The sequence below is a fragment of the Mycobacterium sp. UM_Kg1 genome, assembly GCF_000972925.1.
GTDB lineage: Bacteria > Actinomycetota > Actinomycetes > Mycobacteriales > Mycobacteriaceae > Mycobacterium > Mycobacterium hiberniae.
In genome coordinates, this window is sequence record NZ_JRMK01000089.1 from 1 (window position 1) to 18,816 (window position 18,816).

Consider the following 18,816-nt stretch of genomic DNA (forward strand, 5'->3'; position numbering starts at 1 on the left):
GTCATCGGATCGTCCGTGGTAGTACAGGAATCCGTCCTTGTCGAGGCGGCCGAGATCCCCGGTGGGGTAGTAGCCGTCGGCGGTGAAGGTCTGTTCCCGGGAGCGTCCGCAGATGCCGCGCAGCGTGTGCGGGCCGCGCAGCTGGATCGCGCCGATCGTCTCGGCGGCCACCGGTGCGCCGGTCGCGGTGTCGACGATACGTACGTCCATGCCGGCGAACGGCTTACCGCAGCTTCCCCAGGCCGAGCGTGGCAGGTCGGTGTCGGCGGCATAGCCGCAGTACGGCCCGAAGGACTCCGTCATACCGAAGAGATTGGCCCGGGCTCCGGGTTCGGCACGCAGTTCCGGCGGCAGCAGCGCATCCAGGCTGCCCGGTTGCAAGGCGGACAGGTCGGCGTTGCCGGCTCGGGCTGCCAGCGCCGCGGCCTGATCCGGCCAGCCCCGAAACAGTGTCACGCGCTCGGTTTCCAGCAACCTGCAGGTGGATTCGGGTGTCGGGTGCTCCTCGGTGACCAGGGTCGCCCCGGCCATCAATGCCGACAGCACTCCGCCGCCCAGTCCCCCCACCCAGAAGAACGGCATCGGCAGGTACAGCCGCGTGTCCGCGGTGATGCAGCGAGCAGCCAGTCCGGATTCGACAGCCCCCAGCGCGCTGCCGTGTGAATGCAACACCCCTTTCGGGGCGCCGCTGCTGCCGGAGGTGAAGACGATCAGCATCAGGTCGGCAGGAGTCACGGTCGCGGCCATGGCATCGACGATTCCGCGGGCAGTGGGCCCCGCGGTGGCGCGGGCCACCTGACCGGATGGCCAAACCTGCTGCAAGGCAGGAAGTGTGGCCGATGTGGTGTGCAGGCCGTCGAGATAGCGGCGCCCGCGAAACTCCTCGACGCCGATCAGGACCGACACGCCGGCGATTCGCAACTGAGCCGCGAGTTCGGGCGGTGGCAGCAAGGTGCTCAGCGGCACCAGCACCGCCCCGATCCGGGTCAGCGCAATCGCGATGCGAACCCAGTCGACGCCGTTGGGCATGAGCAGCCCCACCCGTGTGCCCTTGCCGACTCCGCCCTGGACGAAGGCCGCGGCAAGCTCCCGCGTCGATGTGTCCAGGTCGCCGTAGCTGAGGCGCTGAGCCGGATCGATCACCATCGGCTTGTTCGGGTCGGCGACGGCACGCGCACGCACCACCGCATCGACGGTCAGCGCGACCGGGGCGGGATCAGTCATCGATGAACTCCGCCAGCCGGCGCAGGTCGACCTTCCCGCCGGGCCGCAGCGGGATCCGGGCGGCCGGGACTGCGGCGATCCGGCGCGGAATCTTGAAGCTGGCGAGCTCGGTGGCAAGCCGGGCTCGCAGGTGTGTCTGGTCGACATCGTCGGCGACGATCACCGCGGCGACCAATTGGCCACGGTCGGGGTCGGGGACGCCGAAGACGTGGGCGACCGATCCGCCGGTCACCTTGGCAATGGCTCGTTCCACCTCCGCCGGGAAGACGCTGGCGCCCGCGGTCTTGATCATCCGGTCGCGCCGGCCGAGGTAGTAGTAGAAGCCGTCGGCGTCGGTGCGGACCAGATCGCCGGTGTGGAACCACCCATCGGCATCGAAACACTCTTCCCTGCTGCGCTTGTGATAGCGCTGCATCATGTAGGGGCCGCGTACCCACAGCTCCCCGTCGTGCACCCGGCATTCGAATCCGGGTGCCGGTTTACCGAAGCTACCCCGCCGGTGCTCGGGCTGAACGGAGTCGTCGCCGCTGAGCAGTATCGGGCCCCCGGACTCGGTCATCCCCAGCATGCCGTGCCGCAGTTCGGGGTCTGAGGGCCGTGCGTCCGGTGGCATCAGCGGGTACAGATTCCCGCGGCGCAGGCTGGACAGGTCACGGGAGGGGAGGCTCGGGTGTTGTGCCAGCGCGGCGATACCGTTGAGGAAACCGTTGGCCATCGTGGGCTTCTCGGCCTCCAACAGGTCCAGAGTGAGCCCGGGGTCGGTGGCGTTGGAGCACAGCAGCGTCGCCCCGGCGATCATGGTTGCCAGCAGCGCGAACGCGAACCCGCCGATCCAGAAGAACGGTGAGTTGCAGAACAGGGTGTCCTCGGCGGTCAGGCGCCGGATCGCATTGAGGTCGCGTTGATGGCCGATCAGACCGGCGTGCGTGTGCACCGCGCCCTTGGGCGCGCCGGTCGAACCGGAGGTGTAGACGATCGCCAGTGAGTCAGCGCCGGCAACAGTGTCCTCCAGGGCTCGCAGGGACGTCGCGGCGTCCCGGTCGCCGGTAGCGCTGGAGTGCTCGGCGTCGAAGAGCACATGACGCAGCTGCGGCACATTGCTGCTCAGCAGTGCAGCGCCGCCGTCGAGATCCACGTCGGCGAGGATCTCGGTCAGCTGCGCCCGGTAGTCGTGCGACCGGTAGGAGGGCGCGGCCAGCAGGATGCTGACGTCGCTGTGCACCAACTGCACCCGCAGTTCCGCTGTCGCCGCCAGGGTGGCGAACGGGACCACCACGGCGCCGATCCGGCCCGCGGCGAGCATCCCGATGACGAATGCCGTGCCGTTCGGGTACAACAGCCCGATGTGGCTGCCCGGGCCGGCGCCCAGCGCCAGGAGCCGACGGGCCAGCGCGGCCGAGCGTTGTTCGGCGTCGGCGTAGCTGATCCGGTCGTCGTCGCAGATCAGCAGGGGGCGGGCGCCGCGTGCGCGGGCCTGAGCGCGCAGCAGCGCCGGCAGGGTTTCAGCGAGCATGTTCGCTCCGCATCGTGATCAGTTCTCGCACGGCACCCAGATCGGCCTTGCCCGACGGCGTACGCGGAAGGGCATCGACGATCGCGATCTCGGTGGGAATCTCATAGCGGGCCAACCGCTCGCGCAAAAACGCCGTCAGGGTCTCGGGGTCGGTGTGGGCTCCCCCGCGCAGTTCGACAGCGGCCACCGGCGTCTGGCCGAGCCGTGCGTCGGCCCGGGCCACCACAGCGGCACTGTGGACGGCCGGGTGGGCCTCCAGGGCCACCCGCACGTCGTCGGGCAGCACTTTGAACCCGCCCCGGATGATGGCCTGATCCGCCCGGCCCAGAATCCACAGGAAACCGTCGGCGTCGATGCGCGCCAAGTCGGTGGTGCGGATCCAGTCCGCGCCGGGGCCCAGTTGTCCCGGTTTGGCCTCCAGCAGGCCCGGCTGGTCGGCCCCGAGCGGGGTGCCGTCCTGGTCGACGACGCGCAGCTGTGCCCCGAGGCTCGCGCGCCCGACACTGCCGCGTTTGCGCTGCCAGAACCGCCGGTGGTCCTCCAGCGTCCAGCCGGCCACCCCGCCGCCGAATTCGGTTGCCGCGTAGGACGTCAGAACGGGTATCCCGAACTTGGCGGTGAAGGCATCGGCGTCATCGGCGGACAGCGGGGCGGTACCCGAGGTGACGGCCCGGATGCTCTCCAGATCCTCGCGGCCCAGGTCGGAGTGCAGGACCGTGCGCAGGGCGGCCGGTACCAGCGACACGGCTCGCGGCCGGCACTGACGTACCGCTTGGGCCCAGCGTCGCAGCTCGAATCGCTCGAGCAGTACAAAGGGCCGCGCTTCGGCGATGCACTGCAGCACCCGGTACACGCCTCCGATGTGCACCAACGGCGCGTTGACGATCGCGATACCGCGGCGCAGCCGCTCCGGAGCCGGGGCGAGCGCATAGTCGGGCCCGATGACGCTGTGCGCCAGCATGTCGTAGCGCAGGTCGACGCGTTTGGGCGGTCCGGTAGTTCCGCTGGTCAGCATCGACACCGCCACCCCGGGCCGTCCGGGACCGAGGTGGGCTTCGCCGGCAACGATCGAGGGATCGGCGGCCAGATCGGAGATCACCACCCTGGTGGTGCGCGACGTCGCGGGGACCAGCGCCGCGAGGTCGTCTGGGGCGCCGATGATCACGGGCAGGTCCAGAGCGGCTATCTCGGCGCGGGTCCGGTCATCGCCGCGCGCGGGATTGATCACCACCACGCAACCCCCGGCCAGCAGCACTCCGAGCAGCGCGCCCACCTGCGGGGGACGATTACGCAGCAGGATTCCGACCCGGGTGCCGGGCCCAACCGCGCCGGCGATGCGCCATGCCTGGGTCGCCAGTGCGGACCAGGAGTACCAATCGTCTTCGTACTGCAGCGCCGGCGCATCGGGGTCCAGCTCGAGCACGTCGGCGATGCGCCGGCTCAGCGGATGGGTCATCACCGCAACCGCGGCGGTGTGGCGGGGCGGGGCGGTTGCGCCTCGAGTTCGGCCTTCGCCAGCGGGTTGCCCAACCGGGTGTAGATCAGGCCCTGATCCAGGGCGGCCCGGTACGGCTTGTCCAGCGACTCCCAGATGGCCTTCACCGTGCCCTGGGTGGCCGACGGCGGCTTGGCCGCGATCGTCGCGGCGATCTCATGCGCGCGGCTCCAGAGCTGGTCGCGGGCCGCTATCTCCGAGACCAGCCCCAGGCGTAGCGCAGTCTCGGCGCTGACCCGTTCGTCGTTGCCCATCAGGGCGATCCGCAGCGCCTCGCCCAATCCGATCCTGCGCATCAGACCGATGGGTTCCAGTGCGCAGACCAGCCCGGCCGAGACGTGGGAGTCGAAGAAGGTGGCCTCCTCCGAGCAGATGACCACGTCGGCCTCGTTGATGAAGTAGAACGCGCCCGCGGTGCACATGCCCTGCACGGCGCAGATGACGGGTTTGAACATCTTCTGCCATTTGGGACTGAGTGCTTCGCCGGGATCCTCGTGATTCCAGACATTTTCGGGCTGGCCGTAGGACTCTTTGATGTCCAGACCGGCGCTGAACGCCCGGTCGCCGGCGGCTCGCAGCACGACGGCGTTGACTTCGGTGTCGAGTTTGACGATGCGCCACGCGGCGCTCATCTCCTCGCACATGGTCCGGTCGAACGCGTTGAGTCGCTCCGGCCGGTTGAGCGTGATGGTGGCGACGCGGTCGCTGCGGTCGAAATCGAGCAGGATCGTGGTGAACTCGGCGCTCATCGACACTGCCATTCCGGCGCCCGCTTCTCGACGAAGGCGCGCGGCCCCTCCAGCGAATCCTCGGTACGCAGATTGCGTTCTCGGAACGACTCAGCGAGCATCTCCGCCTCATGCAGCGGCAGATCAAGCCCCTTGAGGATTGCCAGGCGGGTGCCGCGCACCGCCAGCGGCGCATTGGAGTTCAGCGTATCGGCGATTTCGTGGGCGCGTGTCAGCAATTGGTCATGGGCGACCACCTCGCTGATCATCCCGAGGTCGTAGGCACGATGGGCATCCAGGCGTTCGTGCTTTCCCATCAGGGCCATCCGCAGTGCGACGGAGCGGGGGAGGACCCGAGCCAGGCGCACCACCTCGCGTCCGGCCACCAAGCCGATCGAGACGTGGGGATCGAAGAACGTCGCGCGATCGGAGGCGATCACGATGTCGCAGGTGGTCACCCAGTCCAGCCCGGCGCCGCAACAGATCCCGTTGATCGCCGCCAGCACTGGCTTGGCCATCGTGCGGAAGGGTGGGGTGCCCTCCTGGGGCGCCTCCCACTGTTCGTAGGTGGACAGATAGGGGCGCTCGTTGATCACTTTTCCGTCGCCGGGAATCTCCTTGACGTCGGCGCCGGTGCAGAAGGCGCGGCCGTTTCCGGTGACGATGACCACCCACACCGCGTCGTCGCCCTCGGCCTCGGCGTAAGCGGTTCGCAGTTCGGTGATCATGTGTGGGCTCAGCGCGTTGAGCGCCTCCGGCCGGTTGAGGGTGATCGTGGCGGTATGCCCCCGCACGGTGTAGTCGATGGTGTCGAACGTCGGCATGGCCGGGCCCCTTCCTTGTCAGCGGCCAGTGAAGTCCGGCGATCGGCGTTGCGCGAACGCGGCCAGTCCCTCTTTGAAATCACTGGTGCGGCAGCTGAGTTCGAGATTGAACAACTCCTGGGTCATAGCCTGCGGCAGCGTCGTGTGCAGCCCGTGATGCAGCGCCTGCTTGGTCAGGCCGATCGCCACCGTGGGCCCGTGCGTCAAGGTGTCCAAAAGCGCCTCGGCCGCGGAGTCGACGTCCGCGGGCGGCACCGCGTCGTGAATCAGTCCCCAATCCGCGGCGGACTCGCCGGTGACCTGCTCGCCCAGCAACAGCATTCGTCTGGCCCGCGCCAGGCCGACCAGCCGGGGCAGCAGCCAGGAAGCTCCCGAATCAGGGCTGAAGCCGCGCGCCAGGAACGGCTCCCAGAACACGGCGTCGGTCGCGGCCACGGTGAAATCGGCGGCCAATGCCAGATTGCAGCCCAGACCGACGGCCCAGCCGCGCACGCTGCACACCACCGGCAGCTGAATGGTCTGCACCAGTTCGATCACCCGGTGGCCGGCGTGGGGGACCCGACGGACCAGGTCGCCGGTGCGAGGCCGGCGGTCGCCGGAGTTGGTGGTGACCCAGTCTGCGCCCGCGCAGAAGTCGTCACCGGATCCACTGATGTGCACGGCGCGCAGCGTGTCGTCGCTCGCGGCTTTGGTGAGGACGTCGACCAGCGCGTCGGTCATCGACCAGCTCAGGGAATTGCGGCGGTCCGGCCGCTCCAGGGTCAGCCGCAGCAGTGCACCGTCACGAAGCACAGTCAGTGCGCCGTCGGGGGCGGAGCCGGACCTGGAATCGCCGGAGTCGGCCACGGTGGTGTTCACCTTTCAACGCTATATCGTGATATCTACAGTAGGCTATACGATTAACGCGGTTCGGCGGAGAAGAGGCTATGGCTCAGGGTCCGGGTAAATCGGTGGTCTCAGCCGTCGACGCCGCCCGGTTCGGCGAATCGCCGCTGGCTCAGACCGTCGCTGCGGCCGGTGCTCTACGGCGCCTGACCGGGCTGCTGCTCGCGCTGGAGCACCCCCACCCGGCGGTGGACGAGATGCTCACGCAGTTCGCCGAATGGGAACGTCGACTGTCCCCGATCGCCCCGACTGCGGCGACGCCCCGCCTGGAGTCGGCCGACGATCACGCGGGCCGGGTCTATCTGGGGCACGCGTTCGACGTCGGGGAGTTCAACCCCTGTTTTCCCGAATATCGCTTCGACCATCTCGACGCCGAGACGGCCTCGGGCACAGTCACTTTCCCGCTGCCCTACGAGGGTCCCCCAGGTCTGGTGCACGGGGGTTTTCTCGGCGTGTTCTTCGACTGCGTGACGCAGCATCAGAGCTGCGCGGTGGGCTCGGCTGGGCGTACCCGCTCCCTGCTGGTCACCTACCGCCGCCCCACGCCGATTCTCACCGAGTTGGACTTCGACATCGTTCGAACCGAGGGCGAGCGCGGCATCACCGCCACGGCGCGTCTTCTCTGCGGGGGCGAGCTGCTGTGTACCGGCGAGGTGACCACGGCGGCGGCACCGCCGGACAAATTGAGTGTCATCCGATTCGGCCGCCGACGGCCCAGTGAGGAGCCCCACCGATGAGCGCTGCCGAAACCACCGACGAACGGGTGCTCTTCGATGTCGACCCGGATGGGCGAATCGCCACTATCACGCTGAACAACCCAGGCCGACGCAATTCCTACGACGCCGCGATGCGCGACGCGGTGGACCGCTGCCTGGACCGGGTCGCCGCCGACGACGACCTGGTGGTGGTGCTGCTCCGTGGCGCGGACGGGGTGTTCAGCGCCGGGGCCGACATGAACAACGCCTACGGCTGGTACGGCGAGGGGGGGTCGCCGTCGGCCGCGGCGGCCAAGGGCAGGCCGAGTCAGCGCCGTCGGCTTGCCGTGGACCGCAAGTCGTTTGGGTTCTACCACAATCTGATGGGCTTTCCGAAGGTCACGGTGGGCGAGATCAGCGGGTATGCCCTCGGCGGCGGTTTCGAGATGGCCCTGATGACCGACATCTCGGTGATCGCACGCGATACCAAGATCGGCATGCCCGCGACGCGCTTTCTGGGCCCGGCCCTGGGCAGCCTGCACATGTTCTTTCACCGCCTCGGCCCGGTGCTGGCCCGGCGGCTGCTGCTGACCGGGGACATCATCGATGCCGCCGCGGTCGAACACCTGGGCGTCTTCACCGAGACCTGTGCGCCCGAGGCCGTGACCGCCCGGGCCCGGTACTGGGCGTGCAAGGTGGCCAAGATGCCGGCCGACGGGATCGTCATCGCCAAAGAGGCGTTTCGCCTCGTCGAACAGAGTCAGGCCTATCAGGGCGAAGAAGTGGCGAGCTACCTGTTTCACGCCTACGGAACCAATTTGCAGTTCGCGCCGGGCGAGTTCAATTTCGTCAAAACCCGGGCGCAGTACGGCACCAAAGAGGCATTCCGGTTGCGTGATGAGCACTTTCACGTCCCCGAGCCCTGACGCCGGTTCCCCGGCGCCAGTCGTTTGCTTTACAAAAATGACCAATAATGTAAGGTTGGAAAAATGCCTACACCTGTCATCGTCGGCGCCGTTCGCACGGCCATCGGACGTTCGTTCAAGGGAACACTGGTCAACACGCCCCCGGAGACGCTGATCACCACTGTGCTGCCCGAGGTGGTGCGCCGGGCCGGCATCGAGCCGACTGCGATCGACGACATCATCTTTGCCGAATCCCACTACGGCGGCGGTGATCTCGCCCGCTACGCGGCAGCCGCGTGCGGCATGGAGTCGGTGCCGGGCCAGTCGGTCAACCGGCACTGCGCCGGCAGCCTGACCGCGATCGGCAACGCTTCTGCGCAGATCGGCTCCGGTATGGAGCGGGTGTTGATCGCCGGCGGCGTGCAGTCGCTGTCGATGACGCCGCTGACCAAGTGGCGGGTGCCCGGCCCTGAGGTGACGTTCGTGGAGCCCTGGATGCCGCCGACGCACCCGGAGACCCCCGACGCTCCCACCCGGGACATGTCGATCACCGTCGGATGGAACACCGCGCAGGCGGCGGGGATCACCCGCGAGGAGATGGACGCGTGGGCCGCGCGCTCACACCAGCGGGCGATCGCCGCGATCGACGCGGGCAAGTTCGTCGACGAGATCATCCCGCTGAAGGTCGAGTTGCCCGACGGGTCGGTGACCGAATTCAAGGTCGACGAGTTCCCGCGCCGTGACACCACCGCGGAGAAGCTGGCGGCCCTGAAGGTGCTGCACCCCGAGATCGAGGGGTTCTCGATCACCGCAGGCAACAGCAGCGGCACCAACGACGCAGCGGCCGCAGTCGCGCTCGTCGACGCCGATTACGCCCGTGATGAGAACCTGACCGTGCTGGGAACCGTCAAAGCCTGGGGCTCAGTCGGTGTGGCGCCGCGCGACACCGGGCTCGGCGGCGTGAAGGTGATCGGCAAGGTGCTGCAGCGGGCTGGGCTGTCCGTCGGCGATGTCGCGCTGTGGGAGATCAACGAGGCCTTCGCCTCGGTGCCGATCGCGGCGTGCAGGGAATACGGCATCGACGAAGAGCTGGTGAACTTCTCCGGCAGCGGCTGCAGCCTTGGACACCCCATCGCCGCGTCCGGTGCCCGCATGGTGACCACGCTGCTCTACGAGCTGCGTCGTCGTGGCGGCGGTATCGGTGTGGCCGCGATGTGCGCCGGGGGCGGGCAGGGCGGCGCGGTGGTGGTCGAGGTCTAGCGGCGCTTGGACGACGCAGCCGGTGCGGCCCGCCGGCGCGCCGGCTTGTCGTTCTCCTCGATCAGCCGCTCGGCGTGATCGAGGATGCAGTTGAGGCCGTACTCGAAGTTGGCGTCATCGGCCGCGCCCACCCGGTGGCCCTGCCTGGTGGCCTCTGCCAGCAGCGGGGTCACGGCCGGGTCGATCACGAGCGCCTCCTCGAAATCGGAGGGCCCCTCGGCATCTGATGCCCGGTTCTTTTCGTAGAGGCGCCGCAGCACCACCGACCCGCGAATGTGCACCGAGATCGTCGAATAGGTGTCGAAGGCGTCCTGCGGCGACAGGCCGGCCTCCACCAGGCTGGCGATCGCGCGTTCCACTTCCTGGACGCCGATCTGGGCGGCGCGGGGGCTCAACGCCGCCCGGATCAAGATGAGGTCGCACAGGATCGGGTTGCCCAGAAAAGTCGACCGCATGCTGTGCGCGTGGTCGTGCAACGTCTGGCGCCAGTCCTTGGCCTCCACGTACGGGGTGGCGAACACGTACTGGCGCAGGGCTCGGCTGGTCATCGCGTTGAGGAGGTCGTCCTTTTTGCGGAAGTACCAGTAGATGCTCGTCACGCCGACGCCCAGATGCTTACCGAGCAACGGCATGCTCAGGTTGTCGACACCGATCTGTTCGGCGAGTTCGAAGGCGCCGTCGATGATGTCATCGGGATTGATCGAGCCGCGTTCGCGCCGTTGCCGCTTCTCAGTCACTGGCTGCTTTGCCACTGCGGGTACCTCCAGTTCTGGTCGACACGGCCGGATTCTTCGCCCTTAAACCTAGCCGTCAAACCTACCTGTACCCGGCGCTGGCACCGGTCATTGAGCTTCTCTTACCGTAAACCATATGGTAAGCATTTTGATAAATCGTGCCCCAACGTCTGAAGGGTGAGCCGTGTCCGAAGTGGTACTGCGTGAGCGTCGTGGGCGGATTCTCGTCATCACGATCAATCGGCCGGAGGCGCGCAACGCGGCCAACAAGGCCGTCGCGGAAGGCTTGGCGGCGGCCTGCGACGAGCTCGACGACACTCCGGAGCTGTCCGTCGGGGTGCTCACCGGAGCCGGCGGCAACTTCTGCGCGGGGATGGACCTCAAGGCGTTCGCAACAGGGGAATTGGCCTACGTCCCCGGGCGCGGGCTCGGCTTCACCGAGCGCCCGCCGCGCAAACCGCTGATCTCCGCCGTCGAGGGCCACGCCGTGGCCGGCGGCACCGAACTGGTGCTGGCCACCGATCTGGTGGTCGCCGCCAAGGGTGCCAAATTCGGCATCCCGGAGGTCAAGCGGGGCTTGGTGGCCGCCGGCGGCGGACTGCTGCGTCTGCCGCACCGGATCCCGTACCAGAAGGCCCTCGAACTGGCTTTGACCGGTGAGACCTTCACCGCTGAACAGGGTGTCGAGTGGGGATTCGTCAACGTGCTCACCGAACCCGGCGAAGCGCTGGAGGGGGCCATCGCGCTGGCCGAGCGGATCACCGCGAATGGCCCACTGGCCGTTGCGGTGACCAAGGAGATCATGGTGAAGTCCGCCGGCTGGAGTCAGGATGAGATCTGGCAGAAGCAGGGCGAATTGATCGCGCCGGTGTTCACCTCGCACGACGCCAGGGAAGGCGCCATCGCGTTCGCCGAGAAGCGCGCCCCGAACTGGACCGGCGCCTGACCCTGGCGCTGGCGCATGGACCTGGGTTTGCGCGACGCACGCGCCGTCGTCGTCGGCGGGGGCCGGGGGATGGGCCTGGCCACCGCCCGGTGTCTGGCCGACGACGGGGCCCGGGTCGCGGTGATGGCCCGCTGTGCCGACGATCTGGACCGTGCCTGCGCGGACCTGCGCGAGCGGGGCAGTCCGGAGGCGATCGCACTGGTCGCCGACGCCGGTGACGAGCAACGGGTGCAGCAGGTCTTCGCCGAACTCGGGAGCCGCTGGGGCGGCCAACTCAACATCTTGGTCAACGCGGCCGGACCCGACGTGCAGGGCACGTTCGACGAGCTCGACGATGACCAGTGGCACCGGGCGATCGACCAGGGTGCGATGGGGATGGTGCATACCGTCCGTGCCGCGTTGCCCTTGTTGCGCAATGCCGAATGGGCCCGGATCGTCAACTTCTCGGCGCAGTCGACGCAGCGCCAGAGCGCGATCCTGGTCGCCTACACGGCGGCCAAGGCGATGGTGAACAGCATCTCAAAGAACCTGGCGCTGCTGCTGGCTCCCGACGAGATTCTGGTGAACGTGGTCTCGCCCGGCAGCGTTGCCTCCGAGGCGCTGGTGGGCTGGGCCCGCTCCAAGGGAGTCGACGGCGACGACCCCTACCGTCTGATGGAGCTCGTCGCCGAGCATTTCGGCCACCCGGCGCAGATGCCGCGGGCCGGTCTGCCCGACGAAGTCGGCGCGGTCGCGGCCTTTTTGGCCTCGCGCCGCAACTCCTACATGACCGGTGCCAACGTCAACGTCGACGGCGGCTCGGATTTTACCTGACCCTCAGCGCAAAAAACGCTCTGACCTGGTGACATGGCCGTTTTAGGCGCGCGGGAACCGGTTGCGGAATGCGCTACCGAAAGGTATACAGTAAGAACTGTTCCAGTCGGACTCCCGACGGCGGCGAAGGTATCCGGGGCGAGGAGGTGCGGCACCGATGACTCCTGCCGACGATGACACGCTCGTTGACGCCGGTGCCTCCGTGCTCTACGACGTTCGCGACGGCGTCGCGCTGATCACCTTCAACCGCCCGCAGCGTCTCAACGCCTGGGGGCCGGACATCGCGGCGGGCTTCTACGCCGCGATCGACCACGCCGAGGCGGACCCCGCAGTGCGGGCGATCGTGGTGACCGGCAGCGGCCGGGGCTTTTGCGCCGGGGCCGACCTGGGGCCCGCCGCCAGCCTCGAAGATCCCGATGCCGACACGTCTGACACCGATGTGGCCCAGCTGGTGGGGGATCGGCCCGCGCACTTCCTGACCGAACTGCGCAAACCCGTGATCGCGGCGATCAACGGCTACTGCGTCGGGATCGGACTCACCCACGCTCTGATGTGCGACATCCGATTCGCCTCCGCCGGAGCCAAATTCGCCACCGCGTTTTCCCGGCGCGGACTTATTGCCGAACACGGGATCACCTGGATTCTCCCGCGCCTGACCGGCTGGGGCGCGGCTATGGACCTGCTGCTGTCCGGGCGCACGTTCCTCGCCGAGGAAGCCCGCGAGCTCGGTCTGGTCAACGACGTCGTTGCGCCCGAACTGTTGCTGACGCGCGCCCTGGACTACGCGCGAGACCTCGCCGCACACTGCTCACCGGCGTCGTTGGCGGTGATCAAAGCCCAGGTCTACGGCGACGCGCTCGAGGACGTCGCCATGGTGACCGCGCGCGCCGAAGCCCTGATGTACGAGTCGCTGGCGCGTCCCGACGTCATCGAGGGAGTCACCAGCTTCCTTGCGAAACGACCGCCCAACTTCCCGCCCCTGGAGAAAGGTTGAGCACATGACTGCCGCACGTGAACGACTCCCGTACCTGGCCGTCGATGTCGACAACCACTACTACGAGCCGCTGGACGCCTTCACTCGGCACCTGCCCAAAGAATTCCGCAGCCGCGGTGTCCAGATGGTGCAGGACGGCAAGCGGACCCTGGCGGTGTTCGGCGGGGTCGTCAATCACTTCATCCCGAACCCGAGCTTCGACCCGATCATCGAACCCGGCTGCCTGGATCTGCTGTTCCGCGGCGAGATCCCCGAAGGTGTGGATCCGGCGTCGTTGATGAGGGTCGACCGGCTCTCCGAGCATCCCGAATACCAGAACCGCGATGCCCGCGTGCAGGTGCTCGACCGGCAGCGACTGGAGACGGTGTTCATGCTGCCGACATTCGCCTGTGGCGTGGAGGAGGGACTCAAGCACGACATCCCCGCCACCATGGCTTCGGTGCACGCGTTCAACCTTTGGCTCGACGAGGACTGGGGCTTCGACCGTCCCGACGGCCGCGTGATCTCCGCACCGATCATCTCTCTGGCCGACCCCGAGAAGGCTGTCGAGGAAGTCGAATTCGTGATCAGCCGCGGCGCCAAGCTGGTGTGTGTGCGCCCAGCGCCGGTGCCCGGCGAGGTTCGGCCCCGGTCCCTCGGTGACCCGGTGCACGACCCGGTGTGGGCGCGTCTTGCCGAGGCGGGCGTCGCAGTCGTCTTCCACTTGTCCGACTCCGGTTACATGGCGATCCCGGCGTTGTGGGGCGGCAGCGGTGTGTTCAAGGGATTCGGCAAGCGCGACCCGCTGGACATGGTGATCATGGATGATCGCGCGATCCACGACACCATCGCCTCGATGGTCGTGCACCAGGTGTTCACCCGTCACCCCAAGCTCAAGGTGGCCAGCATCGAGAACGGCTCGTACTTCGTCTATCGGCTGATCAAGCGGTTGAAGAAGTCGGCCAACAATGCGCCCTACCACTACAAGGAAGATCCGATCGAGCAGCTGCGCAACAACGTCTGGATTGCCCCCTACTACGAGGACGACGTGAAGCTGCTGGCCGACACCATTGGCGTTGACAAGATCCTGTTCGGCTCGGACTGGCCGCACGGTGAGGGCCTGGCCGACCCGACGACCTTCACCGCAGACATACCGCAGTTTCCTGAGTTCAGCGCAGAAGATACCCGAATGGTGATGCGAGACAACGCACTAACCCTGCTAGGTAATCCGAACCGTTCCGCACCGGGCGCCGCCCACCTGGCAGCTTCGGTCTGACGGTGCGCGAATGGACACTCGGCGCCGTCCTCGACGCGATCGCCGAAGTCGTGCCCGACCGGACCATGACGGTCTGCGGGGACCGGCGCACCTCCTTCGCCGAATCCGCCGAGCGCACCCGCCGCCTGGCCAATTACCTGGCCGGCCGCGGTCTCGGCGCCTGGCGCGAGCGCGCGCAGTTGCAGGACTGGGAGTGCGGACAAGACCGGGTCGCGCTGCTCATGCACAACGACACCTACCCCGACATGGTGATCGGCTGTCTCAAGGCGCGCACCGTCCCGGTCAACGTCAACCACCACTACACGGCGGGCGAGGCCGGCGACCTCTTCGCCTATCTGCGACCGCGGGCGGTCATCTACCACGCCTGTCTGGAGGCGAAGTTCGCTGCCGCGCTGCGCGAATCCGGCGCCGAACTGCTGATCCGGATCGACGACGGCACCCCCGGGGGCCCGGACCTGCCCGCGATATCGCTGGATGAGGCCCTGGCGCTGGGTGACACCGACCAGGAGTTGGCGCCGTCGCCAGACGATCTGCTGATGATCTGCACCGGTGGCACGACCGGGCGCCCCAAGGGGGTGTTGTGGCGGCAAAGCGACGTCTACGTCTCGTCGATGACCGGCGACGACCACCGCTGCGCGGCAGAGATCCACCAGAAGGTGCAGCACGCCGGTCCGCCCTGGTTCGCGCTGTCGCCGCTGATGCACGCCGCCGGGATGTGGACTGCGTTCTCGGCGATTCTGAGCGGGCAGACGGTGATCCTCAACGACACTCGCACCGGGTTAGACCCCCGCACCGTGCTGGAGATCGCCGCACGCGAGAAGGTCGGTCTGATGACCATGGTGGGCGACGCCTACGCCGCACCCCTGGTCGCCGAGCTGCGCCGGGGGACCTACGACCTGTCGTGTCTGCACTCGATCGCAACGGGCGGCGCCGCAACGAATCCGGTATATCAGGCCGAGCTGCTGCGGCTGCTTCCCCAGATCACCCTGATAAACGGCTACGGCTCCTCGGAGACCGGGAATCTGGGCTTCGGCCGCAGCCAACGAGACCAGCGCCGCGAGACCTTCGAGCTGCGGGAGGGGGGATCGGTGGTGTCGGAGGACCGGACCCGGTTCCTGCGGCCGGGTGACCCCGAGGTCGGCTGGGCGGTACGGACCGGGCGGATCCCGCTCGGCTATTTCGACGACGCCGAGGCGACACGGCGCACCTTCGGGCAGATCGACGGGCAGCGGGTGGTGATCTCCGGTGACCGCGCCGGCATCGAGAAAGACGGCACGCTGCGGCTGTACGGCCGGGACGCGCTGGTGGTCAACACCGGTGGGGAGAAGGTGTTCGTCGAGGAGGTCGAGGATGTGCTGCGCGCGCATCCGGCGGTGGCCGATGCGCTGGTGGTCGGGCGGCCCAGTGCGCGGTGGGGCGAAGAACTGGTCGCACTGGTTGCCGTGCAACCCGATTCGGCGGTCGTCGGCGAACAGTTGGATGCCCACTGCCGAGCTGCGCTGGCCGGATTCAAGGTTCCCAAGGCGTTCCTCATGGTGCCGCAGGTGCGCCGTCTGGGCAACGGGAAGGCCGACTACCGCTGGGCCAAACGACAGGCGAATGAAGGGGTTGTCATTCCCGTGAGCGAGCGATCATGAAAGCCATCGACTGCCTGGTCAATGTGCACTTCGGTGAGAGTGAACAGCCCGGATGGATGGTCCGGACCCGTGACGACTACTTCAAGGGACCGGCGTCGATGTTCGCGCCCGTTGACATGTCGGCGCTGCTCGACGAGATGGACGCCAACGGCGTGACCCGGGCGGTCCTGATGGACAACCTGGTCAGACCGTCGGTGACCGCGCGAAAGTTCGTGGCCGCCCGGCCAGATCGCTTCGCGCTGGCGATGGGCGGCGTGAACCTGCTGCGGCCGGTGCCCGCGCTGCGGGAACTGAGCGCCGTCGTCGACGACCTCCCGGTGGTCTACGCCGTGGTGGGCCCTAGCTTCTGGGGCGACGGCCAGTACCCGCCGAGCGACGCGGTCTACTACCCGCTCTACGCCAAGTGCGCGGAACTGGATCTGCCGCTGTGCGTCAACACCGGTATCCCGGGCCCGCCGATCCCCGGCGAAGTCCAGCATCCGATCCACCTGGACCGGGTCTGCGTGCGGTTCCCCGAACTGCGGCTGTGCATGATCCACGGCGCCGACCCCTGGTGGGACGTCGCCATCCGCATGCTCCTCAAATACCGCAACCTGCGATTGATGACGTCGGCCTGGTCGCCCAAGCGGCTGCCGGAGGCCCTGTTGCACTTCCTGCGTACCCGGGGCGCCGACAAGATCATCTTCGCCTCCGACTGGCCGGTGCTGCGCATGGACCGGGTGGTGCCCGAGGCCCGCGCTCTGGACCTGCCCCCCGAGGTTCTCGACCGATACCTCTACCGCAATGCCGCCGATTTCTTCTTCGCCGAACGCGGCGCCGTACCCGAACAGGAGAGCTGAGATGGATCGCTTCGAACTGCGCAGGCTCGATTACAGCCTGACCGAGGACCACGTTGCCCTGCAGGCCGCCTACCGGCAGTTCTTCGCCACCCACTGTGGAATCGAAACGGTGCGTGCCGCAGAAGAATCCGGCTTCGACAAGAACCTGTGGGAGCGGCTGTGCGCGATGGGTGCCACCACCATGGCGTTGCCGGAGGCCGCCGGCGGTGACGGTGCCACCCTGGTCGACCTGGTGCTGGTGGCCGAGGAGATCGGTCGATCGCTCGCGCCGGTGCCCTGGATCGACCAGGTATGCGCCGCCCGCCTTCTGGGCCGCCTCGGTGGGCTGTCGCCGGAAACAGACGACACCAGTGACATCGTGAGCGGGAATCGACTGATTGCGTTCGACCCTCATCAGGAGGCTACGGCTGGACCCCGGCTGCTGCCGACCGGTTCGATCGCCGACACCATCATCGTGCGCGACGGCGATGCAGTGGTGCGACTCGCGTTCGGTACCCGACCGGTTCGGGTGGCCAACATCGGCCGGTTGCCGATGGCCTGGGTCGACCCGGCCGACGCTGACGCGGCCACCGTGCTGGCCAGCGGACCCGAGGCGCTGGCGGAATATCAGCGGGCACTGGACGAATGGCGTCTGCTGACCGCCTCGGCGCTCGTCGGGATGGTGGAACAGACCATGACAATCGCCGCGGAGTTCGCCAAGACCCGCTACACCCTCGGGGTGCCGATCGGCACCCTGCAGGCCATCTCACATCCCTTGGCGAACATGGCGATCACCGTCGCCGCCGGACGCAACCTGGCCTACCGGGCCGGGTGGTTCATGGACAACGAGCCCGACGAGCGCCCGGAACTGGCCGCCTCGGCGTTCGTCTTCATGGCCGAGGAGGCCGCCAAGGCCGCCACCATGGCGGTGCACATCCAGGGTGGTCTGGGGGTGTCGGCAGAAGCCGCGGCCACCGCCTATCTGGTGCGGGCCCGTGGCTGGCCGCTGGCCGGCGGCGACCCCGGCGCCAGCGCCTGCCACATCGCCGACATCATCGCCGCCCGCGAAACCGCCTAGCGCGCAACCCAGGAGAACGGGAGCATCATGGACTTCTCACGACCGCAGCTGACCGACGACGACCTGGCCTTCCGCGACGAAGTGCGCGCATTCCTGGCCGAGCAGGTGACCGAGGAGGTCAAGCGCCGGGACCGCGAGACCGGCGACAACTTCGACGAGGGGGTGCACCTGGCACTGGGCGCCGCGGGCTACCTCGAGGCGGAGTGGAAAACCGAGGCCGACGGCGGCTTCACCCGGGTGCGCCGCCGCATCTGGGAGCTGGAGAAACGTCGCGCTCATGTCCCCTGGGTCACCTGGGGAACCACGTCGATGGTGGCCCGATCGGTGGCGTCCTTCGGCTCGCCGGAACTGTGTGAGGAGATTCTGCCCGGGGTCTTCAGCGGCCACATCAGGTTGTGCCTGGGCTATACCGAACCCGAAGGCGGTTCCGATGTCGCGACCTGCAAGACCCGCGCGGTGCGCGACGGGGACAACTGGATCATTAACGGCTCCAAGATGTTCACCACCGGCGCCCACAACTGCCAGTACGTCTTCCTGATCACCAACACCGATCCGGAGGCGCGGAAACACAAGAGCCTCACCATGTTCCTGGTGCCGTTGAACTCGCCGGGCATCGAAATCCAGGGCCTGCGCACCGTCGACGGCGACCGCACCAACATCGTCTACTACAGCGACGTGCGCGTCGACGACAGATATCGGCTCGGGGAGGTCAACGGAGGCTGGACGGTGCTGCGCGAACCGCTCAACGTCGAGCACGGTGCGGTCGAAGCGGCCGCCGACGGCCTGGCCGACGTGTCGATCATGATGCACCAGGCCAACTTCATGGCCGTGGCAGTCGACAAGGCCGGCGAGGTCGCCGGGCGATCGGGCAGCATCGCCGACCGCTCGGTGGCCTACCGGCTGGGGCGGGCTGCCGCCCGGGTGGAGGCATCCCTGTCGGCGCCCTCGATATTCGGGCGGGTGGCGCTGGCGCAGGCCATGCGCGATGTGTCGCCGGAGCTGATGGACCTGC

General features: G+C 67.9%; 18 protein-coding genes. 11 read left to right on the forward strand and 7 right to left on the reverse strand.

Annotated features, from left to right (window positions below; genetic code table 11):
• The 6 genes from LI92_RS14220 to LI92_RS14245 all read right to left on the reverse strand — a co-directional run.
• Positions 1-1,224 (reverse strand): class I adenylate-forming enzyme family protein (locus LI92_RS14220; protein ID WP_046319931.1); only part of this gene is annotated, 1,224 nt, incomplete at its 3' end.
• On the reverse strand, positions 1,217-2,737 hold the full coding sequence (locus LI92_RS14225; RefSeq protein ID WP_046319932.1) for a class I adenylate-forming enzyme family protein: 1,521 nt from the start codon (positions 2,735-2,737) through the stop codon (positions 1,217-1,219). The genes LI92_RS14225 and LI92_RS14220, both read right to left, overlap by 8 nt.
• Complete coding sequence (locus LI92_RS14230) at positions 2,727-4,193, reverse strand: class I adenylate-forming enzyme family protein (RefSeq protein WP_046319934.1); 1,467 nt, start codon at positions 4,191-4,193, stop codon at positions 2,727-2,729. The genes LI92_RS14225 and LI92_RS14230 overlap by 11 nt, the downstream gene beginning before the upstream one ends.
• Positions 4,193-4,981: an enoyl-CoA hydratase/isomerase family protein gene (locus LI92_RS14235; protein ID WP_152665481.1), complete on the reverse strand. Its 789-nt coding sequence runs from the start codon at positions 4,979-4,981 to the stop codon at positions 4,193-4,195. Before LI92_RS14235 ends, LI92_RS14230 begins: the two co-directional genes overlap by 1 nt.
• Entirely contained in the window at positions 4,978-5,784 is an 807-nt protein-coding gene (locus tag LI92_RS14240; RefSeq protein ID WP_046319936.1) for an enoyl-CoA hydratase/isomerase family protein, read from the reverse strand. Before LI92_RS14240 ends, LI92_RS14235 begins: the two co-directional genes overlap by 4 nt.
• A gap of 18 nt (positions 5,785-5,802) precedes the next feature.
• A complete protein-coding gene (locus tag LI92_RS14245; protein WP_082109719.1) occupies positions 5,803-6,642 on the reverse strand; it encodes an enoyl-CoA hydratase/isomerase family protein in 840 nt (279 codons plus the stop codon).
• A gap of 68 nt (positions 6,643-6,710) precedes the next feature.
• Between LI92_RS14245 and LI92_RS14250 the strand changes: the two genes are divergently transcribed.
• The 3 genes from LI92_RS14250 to LI92_RS14260 all read left to right on the forward strand — a co-directional run bounded on the left by LI92_RS14250 (position 6,711) and on the right by LI92_RS14260 (position 9,529).
• Complete coding sequence (locus LI92_RS14250) at positions 6,711-7,406, forward strand: hotdog fold domain-containing protein (protein WP_046319938.1); 696 nt, start codon at positions 6,711-6,713, stop codon at positions 7,404-7,406.
• A complete protein-coding gene (locus LI92_RS14255) occupies positions 7,403-8,290 on the forward strand; it encodes an enoyl-CoA hydratase/isomerase family protein (RefSeq protein WP_046319939.1) in 888 nt (295 codons plus the stop codon). The genes LI92_RS14250 and LI92_RS14255 overlap by 4 nt, the downstream gene beginning before the upstream one ends.
• 63 nt (positions 8,291-8,353) lie before the next feature.
• Positions 8,354-9,529: a thiolase family protein gene (locus LI92_RS14260; protein WP_046319940.1), complete on the forward strand. Its 1,176-nt coding sequence runs from the start codon at positions 8,354-8,356 to the stop codon at positions 9,527-9,529.
• Here the strand turns inward: LI92_RS14260 and LI92_RS14265 are convergent.
• A complete protein-coding gene (locus tag LI92_RS14265; protein WP_046319942.1) occupies positions 9,526-10,281 on the reverse strand; it encodes a TetR/AcrR family transcriptional regulator in 756 nt (251 codons plus the stop codon). The genes LI92_RS14260 and LI92_RS14265 overlap by 4 nt on opposite strands.
• 166 nt (positions 10,282-10,447) lie before the next feature.
• Here LI92_RS14265 and LI92_RS14270 point away from each other — a divergent pair, with 166 nt between their 5' ends.
• From LI92_RS14270 to LI92_RS14305, 8 genes are all read left to right on the forward strand, one after another.
• Positions 10,448-11,209: a crotonase/enoyl-CoA hydratase family protein gene (locus LI92_RS14270; RefSeq protein ID WP_046319944.1), complete on the forward strand. Its 762-nt coding sequence runs from the start codon at positions 10,448-10,450 to the stop codon at positions 11,207-11,209.
• Between the two features lie 15 nt (positions 11,210-11,224).
• Positions 11,225-12,022, forward strand: coding sequence for an SDR family NAD(P)-dependent oxidoreductase (locus LI92_RS14275; RefSeq protein ID WP_046319946.1), 798 nt, complete (start codon positions 11,225-11,227; stop codon positions 12,020-12,022).
• A gap of 157 nt (positions 12,023-12,179) precedes the next feature.
• Positions 12,180-13,016 (forward strand): enoyl-CoA hydratase, encoded by an 837-nt coding sequence (locus tag LI92_RS14280; protein ID WP_046319948.1) that lies wholly within the window; start codon positions 12,180-12,182, stop codon positions 13,014-13,016.
• Between the two features lie 4 nt (positions 13,017-13,020).
• Positions 13,021-14,271, forward strand: a complete 1,251-nt coding sequence (locus LI92_RS14285; protein ID WP_046319950.1) for an amidohydrolase family protein — start codon at positions 13,021-13,023, stop codon at positions 14,269-14,271.
• A gap of 2 nt (positions 14,272-14,273) precedes the next feature.
• Entirely contained in the window at positions 14,274-15,908 is a 1,635-nt protein-coding gene (locus tag LI92_RS14290) for an acyl-CoA synthetase (RefSeq protein WP_046319952.1), read from the forward strand.
• Entirely contained in the window at positions 15,905-16,747 is an 843-nt protein-coding gene (locus LI92_RS14295; protein ID WP_046319954.1) for an amidohydrolase family protein, read from the forward strand. Before LI92_RS14290 ends, LI92_RS14295 begins: the two co-directional genes overlap by 4 nt.
• Position 16,748: 1 nt before the next feature.
• Complete coding sequence (locus LI92_RS14300) at positions 16,749-17,804, forward strand: acyl-CoA dehydrogenase family protein (protein ID WP_046319956.1); 1,056 nt, start codon at positions 16,749-16,751, stop codon at positions 17,802-17,804.
• Between the two features lie 27 nt (positions 17,805-17,831).
• Positions 17,832-18,816, forward strand: a 985-nt coding sequence (locus tag LI92_RS14305; protein ID WP_046319958.1) for an acyl-CoA dehydrogenase family protein, incomplete at its 3' end; no start/stop codon positions are given.